The sequence below is a fragment of the Pseudomonas sp. NPDC087598 genome, from assembly GCF_044743525.1.
Taxonomy (GTDB): domain Bacteria; phylum Pseudomonadota; class Gammaproteobacteria; order Pseudomonadales; family Pseudomonadaceae; genus Aquipseudomonas.
In genome coordinates, this window is record NZ_JBIUWQ010000003.1 from 1,268 (window position 1) to 19,677 (window position 18,410).

Consider the following 18,410-nt stretch of genomic DNA (forward strand, 5'->3'; position numbering starts at 1 on the left):
CCCACACCCACCCAGACCACTAACACAACCAGCCCCTGCCTCGCAACACCCCCCAGTCCACCGTCACTGTAACCCCCTTTTCCCACCCAAAACTGCCTGACCTGAGCGAAGAATTCTTCGTTCAGCTCAGGCAGTTTTGGCTCGGAAACGGTGTTTACAGTGACGGTGAACTCGGCAGTTTTGCCAGCCAGGTCCAGGTTCTGATAGTCCTCAGGGAAGGTCAGGTTCAGAACGCGCTCTTCGCCAGCCTTCGCGCCTACCAGACCTTCTTCGAAGCCCGGGATCATGCGGCCGGAACCCAGCACCAGCTGAGTGCCCTTGGCGGAGCCGCCAGCGAATACTTCGCCGTCAACCTTGCCAACGAAATCGATGTTCAGTTGATCTTCGTTCTGGGCAGCGCGGTCGGCCACTTCAAAACGGGTGTTCTGCTTGCGCAGGATGTCGAGCATCTTGTCCAGATCAGCGTCAGCCACGTCAGCGCTCAGGCGCTCAACGGTGATGCCTTCGAAGCCGGCAACGGTGAACTCAGGGAACACTTCGAATACGGCAACGTATTCCAGATCCTTGCCAGCTTCGAGCGACTTGGGCTCGATCGAAGGCGAACCCGCCGGGTTCAGCTTTTGCTCAACCACTGCTTCGTAGAAGGAGGACTGGATAACATCGCCAACAGCTTCCTGGCGAGCATCAGCACCGAAACGGCGCTTGATTTCGCTCATTGGCACTTTGCCTGGACGGAAGCCAGCAATCTTGGCCTTTTGGGCAGTCTGCTGCAGACGCTTGTTGACCTGGCTCTCAATGCGCTCAGCCGGCACGGTGACGCTCATGCGGCGCTCAAGAGCAGTAGTATTTTCAACAGAAACTTGCATGGATATTCCTCGTTGCACAGACGTTAGCCGGCCGTTTCCGACCCCAGAATCAAGGGCATGCATTCTAGTGGGTCAAACTCAAGAAGTCACCCTACTGAAAACGGGTAAAAAAACAGCAGGCAATTTATAGGGGGCGACGCAAAGATGCTTCGCGCCCCACAGGCGAATACAACCAATCACGCCAGGGCTCTGCACCAACCTCTTCTATATATAGAGGAGAAGGTCATTCACCCCTGACGTCCGACCTTGCAAGCAAGCCCGGCGAGCAGCGCAGCATCATCGAGCAACAAAAATACGACGAAGCGCCCTGCTCCTGCGACTCGAAACCGGCATTCGCCAGGTTTCCAAACCGCTAAAACAAAAAAGGCGCCAGACTGTTAAATCTGGCGCCTTTCGAAATATGGGGTGGACGATGGGGATCGAACCCACGACAACGGGAGTCACAATCCCGTGCTCTACCAACTGAGCTACGCCCACCATATCGCGCTACTTGTGCCAATGCTGCCTAATGGCGCACCCGGCAGGACTCGAACCTGCGACCATCCGCTTAGAAGGCGGATGCTCTATCCAGCTGAGCTACGGGCGCCTTATTAATCTGTACTCTTAAAGGACTACAAACTAAGTGCTTTCCAGTGTTGCAGAACGTTGATTCCGCATCACCTTCTTAACCAGTGCTAGGCTGTGCCCGACAAGTGCGACGAATAGTATAGAGCGCTCCAAAGGTCGTCAAATGATTTTTGAAAAAAATTCATTTAATTAAAGGAGTTAGGGGAATTTGCTGACCAAGCGCCTTTGCCCTCACCGCTCGACATGCGAGAATGCGTTCTCTTTTTTTCCCCTCTCGATGGTTAATCACGCGCAATGACTGCACAACTAATCGACGGCAAATCGATCGCCGCCAGCCTGCGCCAGCAGATCGCCAAACGAGTTGCCGAGCGTCGCCAGCAAGGCCTGCGCACTCCCGGCCTCGCGGTGATCCTGGTCGGCAGCGATCCTGCCTCTCAGGTTTATGTCTCGCACAAGCGTAAAGACTGTGAAGAGGTCGGCTTCCTCTCTCAAGCCTACGACCTGCCCTCTGAAACCACTCAGCAGGCGCTGACCGATCTGATCGATCGTCTCAATGACGACCCGGCGATCGACGGCATTCTGCTTCAGCTGCCACTGCCTGAGCATCTGGACGCTTCCAAACTGCTGGAGCGCATCCGCCCGGACAAAGACGTCGACGGTTTCCATCCTTATAACGTCGGTCGCCTGGCCCAGCGCATTCCGCTGCTACGCCCGTGCACACCTAAAGGCATCATGACCTTGCTAGAAAGCACTGGTGCTGATCTTTATGGCATGGACGCAGTTGTTGTCGGCGCTTCCAACATCGTCGGTCGCCCGATGGCGATGGAACTGCTGCTGGCCGGTTGCACCGTGACCGTGACCCACCGCTTCACCAAGGATCTGGCCGGCCACGTCGGCCGTGCTGACCTGGTGGTTGTGGCTGCCGGCAAGCCAGGCCTGGTCAAGGGCGAGTGGATCAAGGAAGGCGCGATCGTCATCGACGTCGGCATCAACCGTCAGGACGACGGCAAACTGGTCGGTGACGTTGTCTACGAAACCGCCCTGCCTCGCGCCGGCTGGATCACTCCGGTCCCGGGCGGCGTCGGTCCGATGACCCGCGCCTGCCTGCTGGAAAATACCCTTTATGCGGCGGAAACCCTGCACGCTTAAGACGTATTTTCAGCTGCACAAGAACCCCGCCTCGTGCGGGGTTTTTTGTGCATGAGAAAAAACACTAACCGTTCGCCGGAAACCACTCTTTTTTCAGGCCTTTTCACGAGATTTTCAGGTCATCCAAACAACCATCGACAGTTCTTCAGCCATACTCCTAAAATGCGCCGGTCTTAAGAAATAACCCGTTACAAACTAACGGAATATCCAACCTTTATGAGTTCGCCCGCGTGAAAATTCGTCTTTCGATTCTGAGCCTGTTTTTTGCTTTTACAGGCACATTCATCACGCCAACGATCAACGCTGCGGAAACCACCGCTGCCCCACGTGACGCTTCGACACTGAAGATCGCTTCCGGCAGCGCCCTGCTCATGGATATGCAGACCAACAAAGTCATCTACTCCAGCAACCCTGACGTGATCGTACCGATCGCTTCCGTCAGCAAGCTGATGACTGGATTGGTAGTGGTTGAAGCCCGACAGAACATGGACGAATGGATCGATGTCGATATCAGCCACACGCCGGAAATGAAGGGCGTGTTCTCCCGAGTCAAACTGAAGAGTGAGCTGCCGCGCCGCGAGATGCTGCTGATTGCCCTGATGTCCTCGGAAAACCGTGCGGCCGCCAGCCTCGCGCATCACTATCCGGGTGGATATGTCGCCTTTATCGCGGCGATGAATGCCAAGGCAAAGGCACTGGGCATGACCAACACCCACTACGTCGAGCCGACCGGTCTGTCGGAGCGCAACGTTTCCACTGCCCGCGATCTGAGCAAGTTGCTGGTGGCCGCGAGCAAATATCCGATCCTCAGTGAACTCACCACCACCAAGGAAAAAACCGTTTCTTTCCGCAAACCCAATTACACCCTGGGCTTTCGCAATACCGATCACTTGGTCAATAAAGCCGATTGGGACATCAAGATCACCAAAACCGGCTTCACCAATCCCGCCGGGCATTGCCTGGTATTGGTGACGAAGATGGGCAACCGCCCGGTGGCCCTGGTGATTCTCGACGCGTTTGGCAAGTACACGCATTTTGCCGATGCCAGTCGCATTCGCAGCTGGATGGAAACCGGCAAGAGCGCCAGTGTTCCGGCGGTAGCTCAGCAATACAAAGCCGAGAAAAACCTCAAGGCGCGCCAGAGCGGCGTGGTTGAAGCGTCCAAGTAAGCCGTCACACAAAGAAAAGCCCCGAATTTTCGGGGCTTTTTTTCGTCTATGAATCAGTCGTTCGGCAGTGGCATTTTGTCGTCATCGGGGATGCCATCGCCTTTGCTGGGATCCCGCACAGGCTCGGGCGTCATGATATTGGGCCGCGCCAATGGATCACGTAGCGGGCTGTCCGGATCCAGTACTGGATCAACTTCTGGCTCCAGGGTCGTAGGCACACTGTCGGGCTTTTGGTCATCGAAGCTTGAATCGGTACTCATACGCACCTCACATCAAGGTTTCAGATCGGCTAACGGGTCGTAGGGTTTGCCCGGTTTCTTCTCGTCTTCACCGGGTTTCAGATCTTTTGGGGCTTTGGCGGGGCCAATGGGATCGACTTGCGGATCAGCGACATCCGGCGAATCCGGGTCAAATCCCAAGTCATCGCCAGAGGAATGCTCGGAAGAATGCGGGCCTTGCGGGAATGGGGAATCTGTCATGTCGCCTCCTGATTCAGCCGCGAAAACCGGCCATATTCATCTGAGGCTTGCCGGACGCAGTCGTGCCCGGCAATTGACGAACGGAATGTCAGTGCGCTGCCAGCGCCTTCTTCGCCTGTGCCGCTTCGTTTTCCTGACCGGCCTGAGCCAGTTCATCTGCGGCTTTCAACCAGCGCTGCCGATCAACATCCGCCGGGATCTGCGAAGGCTTCTGAATCAATATGGCCCAGCCACCCGACTTTTCGAATGCCGACTCGAAAGCGCTGAAGCTCATCAGTTCGCGGCGGTTCATGCCGGCGCGCAGCAGCACTTTCTGCTTGTTACGGTCGTAGCCGGACAGGATCGCGTAACGCGGTTCAGCCCAGAATGCCGAACCTTCGCTGAACCGCACCATCACCGGATAACCAGCGGCAACCTGCGTCAGCAAAGCCGGGAGATTCTTGTCCAGCGGATACACGACCATGCCGTATTCGCGAGCGAGGTTCTGCAGATTCTGTTGCAACTTGTCTTCAGCACCTGGCAAGTGCAGCGGTTTTTCCAGCAATCCCGGCGTTATCACGATGCCTTGCTGCGACAACAGGCTGGCCAACACTTGCGGCGCACTCTGATTGGCTTCGCCCCGATAGAACGTGCCACTGAGCTCGACCCGCTCAGGCAGACGCTTGACCTCTGGCGCCACACTGCCCGCACAACCGGCCAACACGACTGCGCAACCAGCCAGCAGCAGCGCCGCACGAATTCGAGAAAATACCTGGACCATCGTCACTCTCTATTCAGACGCCGGTCATCGTGTTCCGGCAACGCCAGCGATCATAGGGCCGCGAACGGCTGCGGTATAGCTCTAAACCGTAGACGCATCGGTTACATAGAGCGAACTGATTGGTCACCACCGACCTTTGGTCAATAGCCTGAAACACGGCATTGGCTAGACTGTCATTGAAATAGAGCGAATTGAAAAAGCGTGCGCCCGATGCAGGGCAAAGAGGAGGCACAGATGAGCCTGACCATGACCATCGTAATGTTGATTGCCGGCTGGCTGGCGGTTGCCGCCGCCATGCTGTGGGGGGTGTTGCGGGTTGCGCGGCGTCATCATCATCCGGCTCCCACCACGCCAATTGAAAAAGTTGAAAAGCAACGCGTTCGCCACGCGACTGCGCACTAAAGAAAGCAAAAGCCCCTCACCCTAACCCTCTCCGAGAGGGAGAGGGGACTGACCGAGGTGCTCATCCGAAGTACATCGACTTGAAATAGCGAGTCGAACTCAGGTTTGAAAATCACAAAAGATCGGCTCCCTCTCCCTCGGGAGAGGGCTGGGGTGAGGGGCTGGACCTTACCCGCAGCACAAATCCTGAACCGAAAAAAACCGCCTGAACTCCATGAGCTCAGGCGGTTTTTGCACTTTCAGCGTTTACGCCTGCTCAGCCACTTTCTTCTGCCGAGCCCGACGCGACATCATGTTCAACACCTCAATCGCCGCCGAGAACGCCATCGCGGCATACACATAACCTTTCGGTACATGGGCGCCGAAGCCTTCGGCGATCAGCGTCATGCCGATCATGATCAAGAAGCCCAGGGCCAGCATCACCACGGTAGGGTTGTCGTTGATGAACTTGGCCAGTGGATCAGCCGCCAGCAACATCACCAGCACCGAGACCACCACCGCGATAATCATGATCGGCAAGTGTTCGGTCATGCCGACCGCGGTAATGATGCTGTCAATCGAGAACACCATGTCGAGCATCAGGATCTGGCCAATAGCGGCGGCAAAGCCCAGGGTCACCGTCGAAGTAGCCGACTTCGGATCTTCCGGCGCCGGGTCCATGCTGTGATGGATTTCCGTCGTTGCCTTCCACACCAGGAACAGACCACCAGCGATCAGGATCATGTCCTTCCAGGAGAACGCCTGGCCGAGAATCTCGATCACCGGTGCAGTCAACTGCACGATGAAGGCGATGGTGCTCAACAGTGCCAGACGCAGGATCAACGCCATGCCGATACCGATGCGGCGAGCCTTCTGGCGATGCTGCTCGGGCAGTTTGTTGGTCAGGATCGAGATAAAGATCAGGTTATCGATGCCAAGCACGATCTCCATCACCACCAGTGTGGCCAAAGCAACCCAGGCGGTGGGGCTGGCGGCGAGTTCTAACAGATATTCCATGGGTCAGTCCTGACTCTGTGTAAGACGAATTAGATGGTCTTGGAGGAAGATTCGGATTTTTCCGAGTCTTTTTCCGGGGTTTCTTTTTTCTCGATCAGCCCGCCAGTGGCATCGCTGAGCGCTTGCTCGGCAGCTTTATGGGTATCGTCGATGGCCTGTTTGGCACTCTCGGCCGCCTTGCCCATCAACTGCTGGGCGCTTTTCTCGGCCTGATCGCAACCGGACAGAACCAGTAAAGACGTAAACAACAACGCAGGGAATGTGTATTTCATGGGGCTTCCTTCGAATGAATAGACAGGGTCACAGACCGGCCGTCGATGGCTGGGCATTCTAGAGAAGCGAACACTTCAGGAAAATTCGTATTTTTACCGTCTATACTTCGTTTTTTACGAATCCACGCAACAAGGACGCGCCGATGCTTAATTATCGACAACTGCATTACTTCTGGGTGGTGGCCAAGACTGGCAGCATCGTGCGTGCCTGCGAGCAACTGAACCTGACACCACAGACCATCAGCGGACAGATCTCCCTGCTCGAACAGACCTACGGCATCGATTTGTTTAAACGAGTGGGAAGGCAACTTGAACTCACCGAAGCCGGGCGCCAGGCCCTGCCCTACGCCGAGCAGATGTTTCAGCTGGGCGGCGAGCTGGAGTTGATGCTGCGCGCCCAGCCCAACGAACAGCAGATCCTGTTCCGTGTCGGCGTGGCGGACGTAGTACCAAAATCCATCGTCTATCGCCTGATTGCGCCGACCATGGAGCTCAACGAGCCGCTGCGCATCACCTGTCGCGAGGACAAACTCGAACGTTTGCTGGCGGACCTGGCGATTCAGCGCCTCGATCTGGTGATTTCCGACAGCCCGATGCCGTCGCACCTCGACATCAAAGGCTACAGCCAGAAGCTCGGCGAGTGCGGGATCAGTTTCTTCGCCACCGCGGAACTGGCCGAGCGCTACGGGCAGGACTTTCCGCGCAGCCTGCACGGCGCGCCGCTATTGATTCCCGGGGCGGAAACCGTGGTGCGCAGTCGTTTGCAGCGCTGGTTTGCCGAGCAGCAGATCCAGCCGCAAATCGTCGGCGAGTTCGATGACAGTGCCTTGATGCAGGCATTCGGCCAATCCGGCAGCGGGATTTTTATCGGCCCGAGCGTGATTGCCGATGAAGTGAAACGCCAGTACGGCGTTGAATTGATTGGCCAGACCGATGCCGTGACCGAGTCGTTTTACGCCATTTCGGTGGAGCGCAAGGTCAAGCACCCCGGCATCGTTGCGATTACCGAAGGTGCCCGACGCGAGCTGTTTACCGCGTTATGAGGCCTCTGCGCACACTTCGCGCGGCTTGAGCGTCATCAACACCATGGCGAGGAATACCGAGAGCAGAATGAATCCGGCAGCGGCGAACCCGAGGAAGCCCAGCCCGGCACTGTCGATGACCCGACCACCGATCATTGCGCCCAGGCCGATGCCCAGATTGGCCCCGGCGATATTCAACGAGGCGGCAAAGGCCGGCGCTTCTGGCGCCGCTTTCATCAAACGCACATGGCTGACCAGGAACAACGCCGCCTGGGTCACGCCCCAGATGCCCATCGCCACCGCCAACCCCAACGGCGAATGAATGTTCGGCACCAGCGACACCATGCCGGCGATCATGAACGCACAGAACAACACCGACGCCCCCAGCGGATGCCGGTCCACGGCACGGCCACCCAACGAGTTGCCGATCAAGCCGACCGCACCGAAGCCCATCAGGCACCAGCCGACCACCGTGCCGTTGAAACCGGCGAGACGCTCAAGAATGTCCGCCAGGTAGGTGTAGGCGGTAAACATGCCGCTGAACACCAGAATCGACAGCACGATGTGGCCGATCATCAACGGGCTGCGCAGGATCTTGAACTGTGAGCGGAAGCTCACCTGATGCTGATGCAGATCGGTTTTGGGCAGGTAAACAAACAACAACAGCGCTTTGGCAAACGCGATAAACGCGAGAATGCCGAAGGCACTACGCCAGCCGAACGCATCGGAGATCAGCGTGCCAACCGGAATACCGAACACCGTCGCGCAGACAATGCCAAAGCCGATCTTGGCAATTGCACGACCGGCGTAGTCCGGGCCGACGATGTCCACCGCTGTTTCACTGGCCAGTGCCCAGAACACCGGCAACCCCAGTGCCGGGATCAATCGGGCAATGGCCATCACCCAGATGTTCGGCGCCATCGCGGCCACGGTATTGGCCAGACCGAACATGATCAGAATGGTGATAAACAGTTTGCGCCGCTCGAAGCGGGCGAAATATGCGGTCAAGAAAGGGCCGAACATCGCCACGGTAAAAGCGAATAGAGTCACCAGCAGACCAGCCTGCGGGATCGTGACCTCAAGGTCTCGGGCAATCGCCGGCAGCAGGCCGACGATGACGAACTCTGTGGTCAGCACCGTGAAGCCGGCGGCAGACAACAGAAGAATGGGCAACAGCATGGGGAACTCCAGCAAAACGACGACACCAGCGATGACCGAAAGGCCCGCTGGCAGAACTTGAAAATGAGGATGGAGAATATTAACAGAGTGTTTCCGGACTGAGTTGCACAAACCTGTCTATCTTGTCTGTCGATCGGGTGGCAGATCGTCACATGCCTGAAGGATAAGGCCTACGCTGTGATAAAGTCCGCGCCCTGCAAAACGTACACCCTGTTCAACGACCAGTTTAATGGCGTTGATGTCGCGTCACCCTTTGGGTTCGTGCCTGTGGCCTGCCGCCGTTTCGCCACCGGTTTTTGCGCAACCTTGCACCCTATAAAAAATCAGAGATGCCGTCATGACCGTTTCATCCCCTTCTCTATTGCAACGCTTGAAAAACCTCAGCCTGGTCACGCAGATCCTGATCGGCCTGATCGCCGGTATTGCGTTGGCGCTGTTCGCCCCGGAAGCGGCGAAAGGCACGGCGTTCATCGGCAAAGTATTTGTCTCGGCATTGAAAGCCGTCGCGCCGATTCTGGTGTTCGTGTTGGTGATGGCCTCGATTGCCAACCACAAACACGGCCAGGAAACCCACATCCGGCCGATTCTGTTTCTGTATTTGCTGGGCACGTTCGCTGCGGCGGTGGTGGCCGTGGTTGCCAGCATGGCGTTTCCGTCGCATCTGGTGCTGTCCACCGACAACGTTGCCGTCACGGCTCCGGGCGGTATCGGCGAAGTGCTGCAAAGCCTGCTGCTGAGCGTGGTCGATAACCCGGTCAGCGCGCTGATGAACGCCAACTTCATTGGCATTCTGGCCTGGGCGATCGGCATGGGCATCGCGATTCGCCACGCCGGCGACACCACCCGCGAAGTGCTGGGTGATCTGTCCAACGGCGTCACCGTGATCGTGCGCGTGGTCATTCGCTTCGCGCCACTGGGTATTTTTGGCCTGGTGGCCTCGACGCTGGCGACTTCCGGTTTCGGTGCGCTGATCGGTTACGCGCATCTACTGGCAGTGCTGCTCGGCTGCATGCTGTTCGTGGCGCTGGTGATGAACCCGCTGATCGTGTTCTGGAAACTGCGTCGCAACCCCTACCCGCTGACCCTCAAGTGCCTGCGCGAAAGCGGTATCACCGCATTTTTCACCCGCAGTTCGGCGGCGAACATTCCGGTCAACCTGGAATTGAGCAAGCGTCTGGGTCTGCATGAAGATACGTATTCGGTGTCGATTCCGCTCGGCGCGACCATCAATATGGCAGGCGCGGCGATCACTATCACCGTATTGACCCTGGCTGCCGTGCACACGCTGGGCATCGCCGTGGACATTCCGACGGCGATTCTGCTCAGCGTTGTTGCAGCGATCTGTGCCTGTGGCGCTTCGGGTGTGGCCGGTGGTTCGCTGCTGCTGATCCCGCTGGCGTGCAGCCTGTTCGGTATTCCGAGCGAGATTGCCATGCAGGTGGTGGCGGTCGGCTTCATCATCGGTGTGCTGCAGGACTCGGCGGAGACCGCGCTGAACTCGTCGACTGATGTGCTGTTTACCGCAGCGGCCTGCCTGGGTGAAGAAGCGAAAGCTCAACGCACTGCGTAACCGCCAACCCCTGTGGGAGCGAGCCTGCTCGCGAAGGGGTGTGTCAGCAGACACCAATGTCGCCTGGCACCCTATTCGCGAGCAGGCTCGCTCCCACAATGGAAAATGAAAAGCCCCGCCAAGGTGTGAACCTTGGCGGGGCTTTTTGTTACCGGGCGGTTTAGAACGCGCCCATGTAATCGCGCTTGCCCACTTCAACACCGTTATGACGCAGCAGCGCATAGGTGGTGGTGACGTGGAAGAAGAACTGCGGCAGGCCGTAAGTCAGCAGGTAAGCCTGGCCGCTGAAGCGCTTCTCTTTTGGTGTGCCTGGACGGGTAACGATTTCGATGCCTTCCTTGCCATTGATCTGCTCAGGCTTGATCTCGCCGATGTAGGCCAGGACCTTGGCAATCAGCGCTTGCAACTCGGCGAAGGTGGTTTCGGTGTCGTCGTACTTCGGCACTTCGACTTCAGCCAGACGCGAAGAAACGCCTTTGGCGAAGTCGACCGCGATCTGTACCTGACGCACCAGCGGGAACATGTCCGGGTACAGGCGCGCTTGCAGGAAGGCGTTCGGGTCGATGTTTTTCTCGGTGGCGTGGGCTTCAGCCTTTTTCAGGACATCGCTCAGGGCGTTGAGCATTTGTTGAAAAACCGGGACGGATGCGGCGTACAGGGAAATGGTCATGGCAGTCTCGTGTAGTGGCTGGGTGGAACGTGGTGGCGATTATAGCCATGCTTGATGACCACACGGCTTGCCTTTTGTTTGGCAAGGATTAGGCTAGGCGCCTTCGACTGCAAAGGGAACGCGCGATGACCACCGAACAAGAATCCACCTTTGACGAGCCACGGCTCAACGCCACGGAAATCCGTATTTTGGGTTCGCTGATCGAGAAACAGGCGACCAGCCCGGAAACCTATCCGCTGACCCTCAACGCGCTGGTCACAGCCTGCAACCAGAAGACCAGCCGTGAACCGGTGATGAACCTCACTCAGGGTCAGGTCGGCCAGAGCCTGCGCGCCCTCGAAGGTCGCGGTTTCGCCAAACTGGTCATGGGCAGTCGCGCCGACCGCTGGGAGCACAAGGTCGACAAGGCGCTGGAACTGGTGCCGGCGCAGGTGATTTTGAGTGGCCTGATGTTTCTGCGCGGCCCGCAAACCATCAACGAATTGCTCACCCGCAGCGGGCGCATGCATGATTTCGAAGATGCCGAGCAGGTGGTGCATCAGCTTGAGCGCCTGATCGCACGAGGCTTGGCGGTGTTGATTCCGCGTCAGGCGGGGCAGCGCGAGGATCGTTATACCCATGCGTTGGGTGATCCGGCGGACATCGAGGCAATTTTGTCGGCGCGGCAGAATCCGGGGGAACGTGCCAGCGGTGGTGTTTCGGTGGAACGCATCGAAGAACTGGAAGCGCGGATTGCAGCGCTGGAAGAACGCCTGGCGCGCCTCGAATAACCGGCGATCAAACTCTGTGGCGAGGGAGCTTGCTCCCGCTCGGCTGCGAAGCAGTCGTAATGTCAGTCAACCTGTAAACAGGGTTGCCTCGAAAGGGGGCCGCTCCGCGCCCCAGCGGGAGCAAGCTCCCTCGCCACAAAAAGCTCATTCACAGCAAAATCAGCGTTCGCTGCTATTCGCCATCCCAGTAATCAACACCATCCGCCTGCCGCGCCACGGCGACGAAACCTGAGGCGTTGCCCTCAGCATCCACACTGAAGTTGTCCATCACGGCGTACTTGTTCGAATCCGGGTATTCGCAGATGTCCGGCTGTTGCTGCGTGCTCACCGCCAGATAACGCAGTTCGGCCTGGCTGGTGTTGATGATCTGATGGGCCATTTCCGGGCCACCCGCCGGGCAGGCGATCACGTCTCCCGTGCGGATAGGGAAACGCTCGGCGCCGAGGCGCACCTCGCCCTCCCCGGCCACCACATAGAACATCTCTTCATTGACCCGATGACTGTGAAACGGGCTGCCACGCATGCCCGGCGGCAGCGCATACAACCGATATCCGAGTTTTTGCGCACCAAGTCGCTGACCGATCCGGGCGCTGCGTTGCTGGTAGCGCCCGGCGGTTTCGCCTTCTGGCGCCAGGGCTTGCGGGAGCGGTTCGAGTTCGACCTGATGCAGATTGAGGATGCGCGGATGCATGCTGACCTCGGTTTTTTGTGAGTGGGCAAGTCTTGGCTTGCTGGTGAGGCAGTATAGGCAATCGAAATTTGCAACCGAGGGGCGGCCTTCGCGAGCAGGCTCGCTCCCACAGGCGTATGCATTCCAATGTGGGAGCGAGCCTGCTCGCGAAGAGGCCCGCCAAATCAACAAAAAACCAGGAAGTCAGCTGCGGGCAAATGCCACCGCCGCCTGAAACTGCTCCTCAGTCGGCCGCACCCCGGTGTACAACACAAACTGCTCCAGCGCCTGGATCGCAATCACCTCAAGCCCGGTAATCACCCGTTTGCCTTCGGCCCGGCCGCGCACGATCAGCGGTGTTTCCGACGGAATCGCCACCACATCAAACACCGTATCCGCCGCTTTGATCACCTCAGGCTCGAACGCCAGTTGCCCCGCTTCCGGGCCGCCGTCCATACCGACCGGGGTGACGTTGATCAGCATCTGCACACGTTCGCCGCCCAATTCAGCCTGCCAGCGATAGCCCAACGAGTCCGCCAGCGCGCGACCGGCGCGCTCGTTTCGAGCGACGATCAAACCGTTTTTATAACCACCATCACGCAACGCGCTGGCCACCGCTTTGGCCATACCGCCGCTGCCGCGCAGGGCAAACGTCGAATCCTTGGGCACCGCATGGGTTTCCAACAACTGCGCGATAGCGATGTAATCGGTGTTGTAAGCCTTGAGATGGCCATTCGTGTTGACGATGGTGTTGATCGACTGGATCGCCGCCGCCGATGCATCCAACTCATCAACCAGCGCGATGCAGGCTTCCTTGAACGGCATCGACACGCCGCAGCCACGGATGCCCAACGCCCGAATCCCGCCGACCGCACCGGTCAGGTCCTGGCTGCTGAAGGCCTTGTAGTAGAAATTCAGGCCCAACTGCTCATACAAATGGTTATGAAAACGCAGACCGAAATTCCCCGGACGTCCCGACAGGGACATGCACAGCTGGGTGTCTTTGTTCGGATTCATCTGCATGAAACTTCTCCTTCAAACGCACTTTCGGATGGACGGGATTAGCCAGCCCATCGGGTTCTGAACGATCATAGCGGCCTGTCTGTATGGTGCTCAGCGGCCATTGCATGGCCCGGTAAAGAAGCCGGTACAGACCTTACACAAAATTTACCCAGCGGCTGTGCTGATTTTCCGAATTTCGCTGTCATAGAAGTATCCCCGCGACAATTGTGGGCCTGGTGCAGGCCCTGCCGCCGGGTCGAAGAACCGAGGATTTATCATGATTCGTAAACTCCCTATCGTGGCCCTGCTGATCGGTGCATTTGCTGTCGCAGGGCAAGCAGAAGCCCATGGCGGCAACTACTGGCAAGGCCCGGCGGTGTTTGGCGCGATCGTTGGCTCGGCCATCATCGGCTCGGCGCTGATCAATCAGGATCGTCCGGTGTATGTGCAGCAAGCGCCGGTATATGCGCAACCGGCCCCGGTCTACGTGCAACAGCCACCGCCTCCGGTCTATTACCAGCCGGCGCCGGTTTACGTGCAACAACCGGTCTACGTGCAACCGGCCCCTGTTTACTACGGCCCACCGCGTGGTTACTACGGCCGACCACACTACTACGGTGGCCCACGCTGGTAACCGAAACACAAAGCCCCGCTTTTATAGCGGGGCTTTTTTATGACCGTCGGTCGGCCAGCGTCTGAAAAAATCTCGCAAAGGTCGCTGTGAGGACAGTTTCAGCCGTTAAAGTCGGCATGATTGATTCGACCGACAGGGTCTTTTGCTTGAAACGGTCATTTTTTTGTCATGACGGAACTGCAATCTGAATCCGTCCGTAAACAACAGGTTGATAACAACAAGGACGACTCCATGCCTACACAAAATCCGCACCGCATCGTCGGCTTGTGCACCTCCAGCAAGGTGTACAACGCGTTGACCGAGCTCAAGCACCTGGAAGGCCACCGCTGCGCCAAATTCCTTTCGCTGCTGGCGGAAAATCTGGTGCACAAGGGCCTGCTCAATGAGCACGAAGTGGTGCACATGCTTGACCAGGTTGTCGATTGAAACAGTCCTCACTGTTATCAATGACCACTATCGAAAGCGTTGATTGTCGCTGAGAACGGCGAGCCCCTAAGGTAGCCCCATCGTTTGATGGAGGTACGCGTCATGGCTCAGGTTCAAATCATGTCAGTAATCGGCAGCGCCGTTCCCGCACCACTCAGAGAGCTGGGATTGCTCGCCTGTTGGTATGTGATGCGTGACGGCGAAGTAATCAGCGGCCCGTTGACTTCCCTGCCGGCTGCGCAAGCCCTGTCGCAACAGATCGGCAGCGCAGCGTTTCACGCCTAAGGCAGCTGGACTTTGGGTTTGGTCTCGATAAACAAGGCCCAGCTCGACATGAACAGCGCGGCAATCAACGGCCCGATGACAAACCCGTTCAAGCCGAACACCGCCAGCCCGCCCAGGGTCGAGATCAGAATCATGTAGTCGGGCATGCGCGTGTCCTTGCCCACCAGAATCGGGCGTAGCACGTTGTCCACCAAGCCGATCACGAACACCCCGAACAAGCCCAGCACCATGCCTTGCCAGATCATCCCGCTGAGCAGGAAATAGGCAGCCACCGGCGCCCAGACAATCCCCGCCCCCACCGCTGGCAGCAACGACAGAAACGCCATCAATACCGCCCACAGCAACGCGCTGGGGATATCCAGAAACCAGAAAATCGCCCCCCCCAACGCGCCTTGGGTAATCGCCACGACCAGGTTGCCTTTGACTGTCGCACGCACGACCCGGTTGAACTTCAGTTGCAGGCGACGTTTGTGATGCTCCTCCAGTGGCACTGCGATGCGTATCTTGCGCACCAGTTCCGCGCCATCGCGCAAAAAGAAAAACAGCAGATAGAGCATGATGAAAAAGCTCACCACAAACTCGAACGTCCCCTGGCCAAAACTGAACGCCTGACTCGCCAGCACCTGGCTGCCCTGCATCGCCGCTTTGACGATTTTCTCGCGCACGCCGTTGAGTTCGCCCATGCCGAAGCGATCGAGCAAGTGCTGAAAGTACTGCGGCAGGCTGTGTTTGAACTGCGCCAGATAGGCGGCGATATCGAGTTTGCCGCTTTCAATATTGCTGTAGAGCGTCGCCCCTTCCTGCACCAACAGCACGCTGAGAATGATCACCGGCAAAATCGCAATCACCAGGCAGATACTTAACGTACACAGCGAGGTCAAGTTGCGTTGCCAACCGAATTTCATCTGCAACCGGCGCTGCAGCGGCGCAAACAGAATGCCGAGGATTACCGCCCAGAACACCGCACCGTAAAACGGCAGCAGAATCCAGATGAAGGCCACCGTGACCAGCAACAGCAGCACGGTCAGGGATTTGAATTGAAGACTTTTTACGTTCATGTCCGGTCCATGTCAGTCAGGCGTCATGCACGCCCCGGTTGTTAGTCCGCCGGGGCGTGCACGAGTGCCATCTTTATTCATGGAGCATAGTTGCGGATCAGCGCGGGCTGATTAGCGAACCGGCAGTTTGACGATCTGCGCGGTGTTGAGCACGTCACCGAAGGTGTCTTCGACTTCCGCCAGCGCCGCTTTGTGCAGCGAGTCCTTGTCGATGGAAGCACCATTGGCGCGAGTGATTGCGCGGGTCGCCGAGGCATCGGACGCAACGATCACGTTGTAACCCAGCGGCGCGGCATCACGGGCGGCACCGGCGACGCAGGCGTGGGTCATCAGGCCGGCGATGATCACGGTTTCAATCCCCGACTTCTTCAGGCGCTCGTTGAGATCCGTGCTGCCGAACACGCTGACCGTGGTCTTTTGCAATACGACATCGTTGGCGCGTGGCTGCATGTCCTGATGAAATTTCACCGTTTCGCCATCGATGGCAAATACCGGCGAACCAGCCGGCGCGACGTGCTGAACATGGTAGACCGGAATCTTGTGGCTGTCCGCGAAGGCAATCAGCTCACGGGTTTTCGCCAGGGCGGCGGCGCCGTCCGGGATTGGCATCCTGCCGGTGAAGTATTCGTTCTGGAAATCGATCACCAGCAGTGCGGATTTGCCCGCCGGCAAGTAATCGGTCGACGTGGCGCCGGACATCGCCCGGATGGTCGGATGGCCGTCAGCCACGGCGGCGGTGCTCGCCAATACACCGGAGAATGCACAAGCGGCAAGAAAACGCCGGGTAAAACGTTGCATGGGACTTTCCTTCTGCTATTGAGTGGATGAGCAAAGGTTAAGCGCGTATCGCCCCATCGAACACAGTGCAACCGGCACATGATCTGTGCTGTTTTTGCACAGATACCCGTCACACGCGCAAAGATAGATCCAGATCAATAAACTCGATTGGCGGGCGCATTACCCTGCCGCGCTTTTACGATCGACGCCGCCATGACCCCCACGCCTGCCCTCGCCGCCCCGGAACTGCTCGCCCCCGCCGGCACCCTGAAAAACATGCGTTACGCCTTCGCCTATGGCGCCGATGCGGTCTACGCCGGCCAGCCGCGATACAGCTTGCGGGTGCGCAACAACGAGTTCGATCACGCCAACCTGGCATTGGGCATTCGTGAGGCGCAGATGCAGGGCAAGCGCTTCTACGTGGTGGTCAACATCGCCCCGCACAACGCCAAGCTGAAGACCTTTCTCAAGGATCTGGCACCGGTCATCGAGATGGCGCCGGACGCGCTGATCATGTCCGACCCGGGGCTGATCATGCTGGTGCGCCGGCATTTTCCTCAGATGCCGATCCACCTTTCCGTGCAGGCCAATACGGTGAACTGGGCCAGCGTCGAGTTCTGGCAGCAACAGGGCCTGAGCCGGATCATCCTGTCCCGCGAACTGTCGCTGGAAGAAATCGGTGAAATCCGCGAACACGTGCCGGGTATGGAGCTGGAAGTGTTTGTCCACGGTGCGCTGTGCATGGCCTATTCCGGTCGCTGCCTGCTGTCGGGGTACATGAACAAGCGCGACGCCAATCAGGGCACCTGCACCAACGCCTGCCGCTGGAAATACTCGGCGCAGGAGGCCACGGAAAATCAGCTCGGCGAAATCGTCCAGACCTATCAGCCCGAGCCGACCCTGGGCCTCGGCACGCCCACCGAGCAGGTGTTTCTGTTGCAGGAAGCCAACCGCCCCGACGAACTGATGCCAGCATTCGAAGACGAACACGGCACCTACATCATGAACGCCAAGGACCTGCGCGCGGTGCAGCACGTTGAACGGCTGACACGTATGGGCGTGCACTCATTGAAGATCGAGGGCCGGACCAAATCGCACTTCTACTGCGCGCGCACCACCCAGGTCTATCGCCGGGCAATCGATGATGCGGTGGCCGGGCGCGAGTTTGATCGCAGCCTGATGACCGATCTGGAATCGCTGGCCCAGCGCGGTTACACCGAAGGTTTCCTGCGCCGCCATGTGCATGACGAATACCAGAATTATCTGCACGGCAGCTCCGTGTCGGAGCGCCAGCAGTTTGTTGGCGAGCTGACCGGCGAGCGACGTGATCGCCTGGCCGAGGTCAAGGTGAAGAATCGTTTTGCCTTGGGTGATCACCTGGAACTGATGACGCCCAAGGGTAACTTTCACTTCGATCTGCACGAACTGCACAACCTCAAGGGTGAAGCGATCGAAGTGGCGCCGGGGGATGGGCATACGGTGTATGTGCCGATTCCAGATGCGGTGGATTTGCGCTTCGGGTTGTTGATGCGCGATCTTACTGCGCCGCCAAATTGAAGCCTTTATAGGATACCTGTGGCGAGCGAGCTTGCTCGCGCTGGGCTGCGGAGCGGCCCTGAAATTTTCCCGTGCTGCACGTTCTTTGAGAGTGCTGCGCACTCTAGCGGGAGCAAGCTCCCTCGCCACA

Annotated in this window: 22 protein-coding genes and 2 tRNA genes; 10 read left to right on the plus strand and 14 right to left on the minus strand. The window is 58.1% G+C overall.

The window, feature by feature from the left end; genetic code table 11:
- The 3 genes from tig to ACIOWE_RS02470 all read right to left on the minus strand — a co-directional run.
- Positions 1–866 (minus strand): trigger factor (tig, locus tag ACIOWE_RS02460; RefSeq protein WP_401386940.1); only part of this gene is annotated, 866 nt, incomplete at its 3' end.
- Between the two features lie 401 nt (positions 867–1,267).
- Positions 1,268–1,343, minus strand: a tRNA-His gene (locus ACIOWE_RS02465).
- A gap of 32 nt (positions 1,344–1,375) precedes the next feature.
- Positions 1,376–1,452 (minus strand) — tRNA-Arg (locus ACIOWE_RS02470).
- Between the two features lie 275 nt (positions 1,453–1,727).
- Here ACIOWE_RS02470 and folD point away from each other — a divergent pair.
- Together folD and pbpG are read left to right on the plus strand one after the other, a co-directional pair.
- Complete coding sequence (gene folD / locus ACIOWE_RS02475) at positions 1,728–2,582, plus strand: bifunctional methylenetetrahydrofolate dehydrogenase/methenyltetrahydrofolate cyclohydrolase FolD (protein ID WP_201237593.1); 855 nt, start codon at positions 1,728–1,730, stop codon at positions 2,580–2,582.
- Positions 2,583–2,812: 230 nt separating this feature from the next.
- Positions 2,813–3,751: a D-alanyl-D-alanine endopeptidase gene (gene pbpG, locus ACIOWE_RS02480; protein ID WP_201237592.1), complete on the plus strand. Its 939-nt coding sequence runs from the start codon at positions 2,813–2,815 to the stop codon at positions 3,749–3,751.
- 53 nt (positions 3,752–3,804) lie between these two features.
- On the opposite strand, the gene ACIOWE_RS02485 is transcribed toward pbpG, so the two are convergent.
- From ACIOWE_RS02485 to ACIOWE_RS02495, 3 genes are all read right to left on the minus strand, one after another.
- Positions 3,805–4,011 carry a hypothetical protein gene (locus ACIOWE_RS02485; protein WP_401386944.1) on the minus strand — a complete coding sequence of 69 codons (207 nt, stop codon included), beginning with the start codon at positions 4,009–4,011 and terminating at the stop codon, positions 3,805–3,807.
- Positions 4,012–4,023: 12 nt separating this feature from the next.
- A complete protein-coding gene (locus tag ACIOWE_RS02490; RefSeq protein WP_401386947.1) occupies positions 4,024–4,230 on the minus strand; it encodes a DUF6021 family protein in 207 nt (68 codons plus the stop codon).
- Positions 4,231–4,318: 88 nt separating this feature from the next.
- Complete coding sequence (locus ACIOWE_RS02495) at positions 4,319–4,990, minus strand: peptidase C39 family protein (RefSeq protein ID WP_401386950.1); 672 nt, start codon at positions 4,988–4,990, stop codon at positions 4,319–4,321.
- A gap of 234 nt (positions 4,991–5,224) precedes the next feature.
- Here ACIOWE_RS02495 and ACIOWE_RS02500 point away from each other — a divergent pair, with 234 nt between their 5' ends.
- Positions 5,225–5,392 (plus strand): hypothetical protein, encoded by a 168-nt coding sequence (locus ACIOWE_RS02500; RefSeq protein ID WP_401386953.1) that lies wholly within the window; start codon positions 5,225–5,227, stop codon positions 5,390–5,392.
- Positions 5,393–5,638: 246 nt separating this feature from the next.
- Here the strand turns inward: ACIOWE_RS02500 and ACIOWE_RS02505 are convergent, their stop codons facing one another.
- Entirely contained in the window at positions 5,639–6,388 is a 750-nt protein-coding gene (locus ACIOWE_RS02505; protein ID WP_401386956.1) for a TerC family protein, read from the minus strand.
- Between the two features lie 29 nt (positions 6,389–6,417).
- On the minus strand, positions 6,418–6,660 hold the full coding sequence (locus ACIOWE_RS02510; protein ID WP_201237586.1) for a hypothetical protein: 243 nt from the start codon (positions 6,658–6,660) through the stop codon (positions 6,418–6,420).
- 143 nt (positions 6,661–6,803) lie between these two features.
- Between ACIOWE_RS02510 and nhaR the strand changes: the two genes are divergently transcribed.
- Positions 6,804–7,703, plus strand: a complete 900-nt coding sequence (gene nhaR / locus ACIOWE_RS02515) for a transcriptional activator NhaR (protein WP_201237585.1) — start codon at positions 6,804–6,806, stop codon at positions 7,701–7,703.
- Here nhaR and ACIOWE_RS02520 read toward each other — a convergent pair.
- Entirely contained in the window at positions 7,698–8,861 is a 1,164-nt protein-coding gene (locus ACIOWE_RS02520) for an MFS transporter (protein ID WP_401386959.1), read from the minus strand. The two genes, nhaR and ACIOWE_RS02520, sit on opposite strands and share 6 nt — an antisense overlap.
- A gap of 337 nt (positions 8,862–9,198) precedes the next feature.
- Here ACIOWE_RS02520 and sstT point away from each other — a divergent pair, with 337 nt between their 5' ends.
- Positions 9,199–10,431, plus strand: coding sequence for a serine/threonine transporter SstT (gene sstT / locus ACIOWE_RS02525; protein WP_201237583.1), 1,233 nt, complete (start codon positions 9,199–9,201; stop codon positions 10,429–10,431).
- 160 nt (positions 10,432–10,591) lie between these two features.
- Here sstT and ACIOWE_RS02530 read toward each other — a convergent pair whose 3' ends face one another.
- Positions 10,592–11,101: a DUF1993 family protein gene (locus ACIOWE_RS02530; RefSeq protein ID WP_123529389.1), complete on the minus strand. Its 510-nt coding sequence runs from the start codon at positions 11,099–11,101 to the stop codon at positions 10,592–10,594.
- A 125-nt stretch (positions 11,102–11,226) separates the two neighbouring features.
- On the opposite strand from ACIOWE_RS02530, the gene ACIOWE_RS02535 reads away from it, so the two are divergent.
- Positions 11,227–11,871, plus strand: a complete 645-nt coding sequence (locus tag ACIOWE_RS02535; RefSeq protein ID WP_201237581.1) for a YceH family protein — start codon at positions 11,227–11,229, stop codon at positions 11,869–11,871.
- Between the two features lie 172 nt (positions 11,872–12,043).
- Here ACIOWE_RS02535 and ACIOWE_RS02540 read toward each other — a convergent pair whose 3' ends face one another.
- Both ACIOWE_RS02540 and ACIOWE_RS02545 read right to left on the minus strand, forming a co-directional pair.
- Positions 12,044–12,562 carry a cupin domain-containing protein gene (locus tag ACIOWE_RS02540; RefSeq protein ID WP_401386963.1) on the minus strand — a complete coding sequence of 173 codons (519 nt, stop codon included), beginning with the start codon at positions 12,560–12,562 and terminating at the stop codon, positions 12,044–12,046.
- Between the two features lie 183 nt (positions 12,563–12,745).
- The gene (locus tag ACIOWE_RS02545; RefSeq protein ID WP_401386966.1) at positions 12,746–13,564 is read right to left on the minus strand and encodes a shikimate 5-dehydrogenase; all 819 of its coding nucleotides are present in this window, start codon (positions 13,562–13,564) and stop codon (positions 12,746–12,748) included.
- A 256-nt stretch (positions 13,565–13,820) separates the two neighbouring features.
- Here ACIOWE_RS02545 and ACIOWE_RS02550 point away from each other — a divergent pair, with 256 nt between their 5' ends.
- The 3 genes from ACIOWE_RS02550 (at position 13,821) to ACIOWE_RS02560 (ending at position 14,888) form a co-directional block, all read left to right on the plus strand.
- Positions 13,821–14,177 (plus strand): hypothetical protein, encoded by a 357-nt coding sequence (locus ACIOWE_RS02550; protein ID WP_166226097.1) that lies wholly within the window; start codon positions 13,821–13,823, stop codon positions 14,175–14,177.
- 231 nt (positions 14,178–14,408) lie between these two features.
- Entirely contained in the window at positions 14,409–14,603 is a 195-nt protein-coding gene (locus ACIOWE_RS02555) for a hypothetical protein (protein ID WP_201237577.1), read from the plus strand.
- Positions 14,604–14,705: 102 nt separating this feature from the next.
- Complete coding sequence (locus ACIOWE_RS02560) at positions 14,706–14,888, plus strand: hypothetical protein (RefSeq protein ID WP_401386970.1); 183 nt, start codon at positions 14,706–14,708, stop codon at positions 14,886–14,888.
- Here ACIOWE_RS02560 and ACIOWE_RS02565 read toward each other — a convergent pair.
- Positions 14,885–15,946, minus strand: a complete 1,062-nt coding sequence (locus ACIOWE_RS02565; RefSeq protein WP_401386973.1) for an AI-2E family transporter — start codon at positions 15,944–15,946, stop codon at positions 14,885–14,887. The two genes, ACIOWE_RS02560 and ACIOWE_RS02565, sit on opposite strands and share 4 nt — an antisense overlap.
- Positions 15,947–16,057: 111 nt before the next feature.
- Positions 16,058–16,744, minus strand: a complete 687-nt coding sequence (locus ACIOWE_RS02570; protein WP_401386976.1) for a cysteine hydrolase family protein — start codon at positions 16,742–16,744, stop codon at positions 16,058–16,060.
- 192 nt (positions 16,745–16,936) lie between these two features.
- Here ACIOWE_RS02570 and yegQ point away from each other — a divergent pair, with 192 nt between their 5' ends.
- Complete coding sequence (yegQ, locus tag ACIOWE_RS02575) at positions 16,937–18,280, plus strand: tRNA 5-hydroxyuridine modification protein YegQ (RefSeq protein WP_401386979.1); 1,344 nt, start codon at positions 16,937–16,939, stop codon at positions 18,278–18,280.
- The last annotated feature ends 130 nt before the right edge of the window (positions 18,281–18,410 follow it).